This is a genomic window from Streptococcus danieliae (assembly GCF_009767945.1).
Taxonomy (GTDB): Bacteria; Bacillota; Bacilli; order Lactobacillales; family Streptococcaceae; genus Streptococcus; species Streptococcus danieliae.
Genome location: NZ_WSRS01000114.1, coordinates 1 through 4,177 on the forward strand (window position 1 = coordinate 1; position 4,177 = coordinate 4,177).

Here is a 4,177-nt window from a genome sequence, read left to right on the forward strand (position 1 = left end):
TAGTTGATTTCCCAATTGTGACAGTTTTTCTAGAAGTCGTTCATCGTCGGAAAATAATAGCATGATAGTACCTCGTTCATCTTAGTAGTTCTATTATCTCATAAAATTTAGGGAGTGAAAATAAAGAAAAGCAGGTATTTCTACTGTAGTGGAACCATCAGCAGTTAAAAACAACTGCTAGATGGCGGAGATTTTGAGACCTTGGCTCAAAATTTAGTGATGAGACTCCGAAGGAGACTGCTCACGTCCGCACTACCAAATAGGAATACCTACTTATTTGAAATAAGGCGACAATAAGTATGAGTTTTTAGAGGTGCCCTTAAGAACTTCTTTCGCCTTAATTTGACGAGGAATGGTTAAAACGGATTTGGCATCAATTTTCACCATCTTACCTTCATGATCTTCAGCAATTACCGGAAAGAAATTCAACAGTTCTCTAATATTTTCCTCTCGAGTAGTAGTCGTACCACCTCCAGAAACCGTTGCTAATGATAAATTATTTGCAAATTCATCGAAAAGCTGGAGCGTACGCTCAGGGGCGAAATCAAAAATATAAGCATTTTCCTTACGATAATGATTCCCCTTATTATCCCTCCAACTATGGGGATTTTGTGCCCGAAAAGCCGCTTGCATATAAAGAGCTGGCGATTTGATATTGGACAGCATTAAAACAGCAGACCATTCAGGAATCGTTACCCCTGTCGTTAATTGACCTACGGATAAGGTAATGGTCTTATCATTGGTTTGAATGGCCTCCCGCACAACATCCAATGCTTTCAATTTAACCCGATCGTCTTCTTCCGACATCCTTCCATCACCAGCCGCCAAGACAATTTTGTAATTTTCATAGATTGGATGTTCTTCCAGCAAGGCTTTTAAAGCTTTTGCCGAGGCTACACGATCTAATAACCAAAATGTATGTTTTAACTCATTTCGAAGCTCTTTAGTAGAGAATGGATACTTTTCATTGGTAGACAAGGTTCCCAACCAATTTTTGACGGCTTGCTCATAGACAAACTTTCCCGACTCATCTGTCGAAAAGAATTCATTCAAATCAAAGGCATAGTCAACATTCTCACCATCCAACTGGACTCCATCCGCCACCCTCTCCCCAATCATTTGAGACATCTGATAGGTAAACAGATTGAGTTGCGGTAAACTCTCATAAGGATTCTCTTTTTCAGATTCCCTTTCCCAGTTCAGTTTGGCTTTCTGCTCATCAGCATAAGACCAATTAAAAATTTGATCCGCAGAAAAATCTCCTTTTGCGAGAGCCTTAAAAGGCGTCCCCGATAAATGCAGGGTAAACTTCCTCTTAATTTGGTTAAAAGCTGTATCGGTCTTAAAGGTATCTACCCCTTCATGAGCCTCGTCAATGACCAATAAATCCCAGACTGTATCCGTAACCCATTTTAGCTTGTTGTGCCTACCGCCAAGAAAAATTGACCCTTTCAAATCTTGCAGACTTAAAAAAGCAATTTGTCCCATCTCCTCCGTTTCATCCAAATGGGATAAAACATAGTCCATATAATCTTTGCGACTCAAGACTGGACGGTCTTTTAAACTATCCGATTCGGAAACAAATTTATAGTTAGTTTTCCCAGCTATGAACTTATTGAAATCATCAAACCAGGAATTTGCAATCGCAGGACGATTGGTCACAATCAAAACGCTCTGTGCCTGGGTTCGGCAAATCAAATCATAGGTCGCCAAGGTCTTACCAAAACGAGGCTTAGCATTCCAAAGATATTTTCCAGAAGGATTTTCTGCCATATAGGCTGCAGTCTGCTCAACGGCTGCCTCCTGCTCTTGTCTTAAAACATAATCTTGACCTTGGCCAGGTTGATAATCCGACACATCATGGACAACAAATTTATCAAATAGATGCTTAGCACGATCCGGTTCTCCATTGAAATAAAACCACTCTGTTTTCGGTCTTCGCTCTACATCATGAAACTTCAAAAAATGATGGAAGTCATGGTCTTTAAAGGTTTCCCCTTTATCCGGTTCTGTCAAGTATTCAGCCTTTTCTGACCAAAGGATGTCAGTTGTAACCTGCGCTGTATGGGTCTGTTCCTTGATCCTTTTCTTAACATCACGTTCCGTATAACCAATTTTGATCCAACCTTCATTGTCGAGGTTTTTGGGAGTTGTATAGGCATAAATTTTTGGCGTAATTTCTTTTGATGTTTGAATCTTTACCATCTTATTCCATCTCCCTTAGCTTGGACTCAATAAAGGCAATCTCTTCAACCGATAAGTCATATTTTTTGTACAATTGGCGGTCAATATCAGCCACTGATTGTGACCAATCAATGTCTGAATTGACCGTAAAGTCTTGGAGGGGTACGTATTTCCAAGTTTTTCGTGAATTATGTTGAGTAATCTTTAATACTCCCAATAATGTTCGAGCAAACTTAGTTTTTATATATTTTAACAACGAGTTACCTTCAAACTCAGTCTCTAAACAACCAACGGAAAGAAACGTTTGGGTATGCCCGATTAGGGGTGTTGATAGTACTTCGCCAATAGCACCACTGCCATTTGACTTTGGAAGTATAACTTTATACTTATCAAAATTTTCTGGTACTTTAATATAATCTTCATGTACATATTTTAATAATCTTTCATTGTTCTGTCGCCCATAAATTTGAACAGCCCCATCGAAAATTTCATTTACAAAAATTTCAGGAAGTTTATCAAAAATATTTGTTGTCATGTCAAATTTATGACCTTTACTAAGACGTTCACCAACATTAGGAAAGTCATCATGAACTTTCTGTGTCAACTTATAACTTTCAGGAGAATAGACATAGTCACTCAAACTTACAAAGTCACTACGATTATAGACTTTCTTGTATAAAGTATTCAACTCAGAAAATGCTGTAAAAGTTTCAATGGCTCCAAAAATTTTAGTTTCATCCCTGTAAGTAATTGCTACTCCACCTTTTATATCGGTTCCTGAAAATACAACAGATGAATCCTGCTTATAAAAAGTAACTTTCAAATGCTCATCAGACAACATTTTCTGATTCCAAACTTTAGGTGTTTTCCCAGCATCAAACAAAAATCTTGCAGGCGTGATAAGAACAGATTTAACACCAATTTTATAAGCTTCATCCATAAAATAATTATAAATTGGCTTATCACTCGTTCCTTCTAATTCTTCCTGATACGGCGGATTCCCAATCACAACATCAAATTTCATATAAAATCCCTCACTAGACAGGTCTTCAAAATCTACTATTTTATTCTTTTTCCAGTCTTTCAGCCTCGTTTTTTTCGGTCCCATTACTGGAATTTCTTCCTCGACTTCACTAAATAAATCAAGTTGGACAGCTTTGGCAGCAATAACAGAGTAAGGCGTGGTCTTTGTTAATCCATCCATCTGCATGACATTGTAGGAGATGATGGTCGCAATTTCCAGTCTCTGTTCCAAGGTTGGTCCTTTCCCAAAAGCTGCTTGATAATAGTCCTCAAAGGTGATTAGCAGGTTTTCGCGCGCTAAAAGCAGATTATCCCCTTGGTACTCATAACCATAGGAAGCCTGATAGGCTCGGACGGCTAGCTTGAAAAATGTTCCTTCATCGGAAACTTCTTGACTAATCCGCTGGAGTTTTCGATCCACAAACCCTACACGGTTAAAAAGATCTATCTCCTCACCAGTGACTGCATCGTAACGGCTCACCATATAGGGAGCTTCACCACAAGTTAGCTCCAGCCATCTGATATCAACGTAGTCCTCTAACTGTAATCCGCTAATTTCGGCTTCTATAACATCGTTTTGGAGCTTCACAAGCCAAGCCGGTGTAAACACTTCAGCCCGAGCCTTGGTCCGATCTTTTTGCTCTACCTTATGTTTTTCTGATCTTGGTTGGATGAGATTACCATAAGAATTGATGATCTTTCTACTTGTAATGCCATCTGCAGCAGCAAATCCTCGTCCTAAAAATTCATACGAGCCTGTAGCCCAGACGATCGACTTTTTTGTCGTCCGATCCATTAATAAAACGGTTAGCAATCTCTGCAACTCCCAAACAAATACCTTTTCATTGATATCAATCTGCGTCATTGGATTGTAAGCGCCCAATAACAAGGTATCTTCCGATAAAGTAGAAATCTAGCTATACTAGTCTCAGAAAACATGAGTAGAGGAGATTGGTTTAGTGGATGCGAA

Annotated in this window: 1 protein-coding gene and 1 pseudogene; both read right to left on the minus strand. The window is 39.0% G+C overall.

What is annotated here, in order from left to right:
- Positions 1-318: 318 nt before the first annotated feature.
- Positions 319-2,205 (minus strand): annotated as a pseudogene (locus E5983_RS08660) (DEAD/DEAH box helicase family protein); the annotation flags it as partial.
- A 1-nt stretch (position 2,206) separates the two neighbouring features.
- Positions 2,207-4,072 carry an Eco57I restriction-modification methylase domain-containing protein gene (locus E5983_RS08665; protein ID WP_160333441.1) on the minus strand — a complete coding sequence of 622 codons (1,866 nt, stop codon included), beginning with the start codon at positions 4,070-4,072 and terminating at the stop codon, positions 2,207-2,209.
- Between the last annotated feature and the right edge of the window lie 105 nt (positions 4,073-4,177).

What these genes read in the sequence shown, in the direction of transcription:
- E5983_RS08665 (WP_160333441.1), bottom strand. Translation starts at nt 4,072, where the DNA reads ATGACGCAGATTGATATCAATGAAAAGGTATTTGTTTGGGAGTTGCAG.